This is a genomic window from Bartonella sp. TT110JLCBS (assembly GCF_042193405.1).
In the GTDB taxonomy this organism is placed as follows: Bacteria; Pseudomonadota; Alphaproteobacteria; order Rhizobiales; family Rhizobiaceae; genus Bartonella.
This window is the reverse complement of record NZ_JBHILT010000128.1, coordinates 1-1,065: the sequence shown is the minus strand read 5'-3', so window position 1 is coordinate 1,065 and position 1,065 is coordinate 1. Positions and strand designations below refer to the sequence as shown.

1 protein-coding gene and 1 pseudogene are annotated in these 1,065 nt (G+C 38.8%); both read right to left on the bottom strand.

The window, feature by feature from the left end; genetic code table 11:
• Window positions 1-68 (bottom strand): annotated as a pseudogene (locus ACFILW_RS09960) (DNA-binding protein); the annotation flags it as partial.
• A gap of 207 nt (window positions 69-275) precedes the next feature.
• On the bottom strand, window positions 276-1,065 hold a 790-nt coding region (locus ACFILW_RS09955; protein ID WP_375685756.1), incomplete at its 5' end, for a tyrosine-type recombinase/integrase.

The window sequence follows — 1,065 nt, the reverse complement described above, 5'->3', positions numbered from 1 at the left end:
GTTGAGACACTCATATGAAGCAATTTTGCACTTTCACGGTCTGTTAAAAGAATATCATTTTCTGTCATATTAAAATCCTTTCACTATAAAAATGGTAACAAATCATAACTATTTATTAACCACATTTTGGTTCATTTAGAAAGATGTTTTATTCATAGAAAACAATATTTTATTATACAATTTCTGATGTGATACGTGATGAATCTTATTGAGAAAGAATGAGAGACAAGAGAGCTAAAGTTATCCACAGATAATGGGGTTATTCACCCCATATTTTAGGTTTGACCCGTGACATAAGCCGCCCATTTATCCATATAGACACGGCGCTGTTCTAGATAGTCAGTACGACGATAGGAGCGCTCTACTTGTCCTCCGACTGTATGACTTAGAATAGTTTCAGCGACCTCATAGGGGGCATCGGTTGTTTCAGCAAGCCAATCGCGTAAACTAGAGCGAAAACCATGCGGGCAGGCTTCAAGTTTATTGTCTCTCATATATTGAGCCATACACTTCTCAGCGAGGGGACCGCGACCTTTAGCAGAAAAAAAGAAATCATTACGAGAAAGCAATCGTGCTTGTTTTAAAATGTCTAATGCTTCAGTTGATAAAGGCACGCGAAATTCTTTTGTTGTATCACGCTTGCCTTTCATATTTTCAGCAGGTATGGTCCATATATCCCCATCAATTTGATCTTTATGAATATGACGTAAAGGATTGGTACGAACACCTGTCAGAATAAGCAAACGCAAAGCCAGTTGTGTTATGGTTGATGCTTCACAGAGTGTTTTATAAAAAGCCGGAACCTCTCTCCAATCCATGGCTGGTCTATTAGTGACCTTATGGCGTTGTTTTCCTAAGAGAGCTTTTGCTTTTTCTACAGCTTGTAAATCAACATCTACACCTAATGCAGCCGCATGTTTGAGACAAAGATTAAGACGTATCAATGCTGTTCGAGCAATTACAGCCTTTGTATGCCAAATGGGAGAAAGGGTATTGCGTATCTCTGTTTGCGTAATCTCTGAAACGGGTAAACAGCCTAATTTAGGGAGAATATGAAGGCGTAAA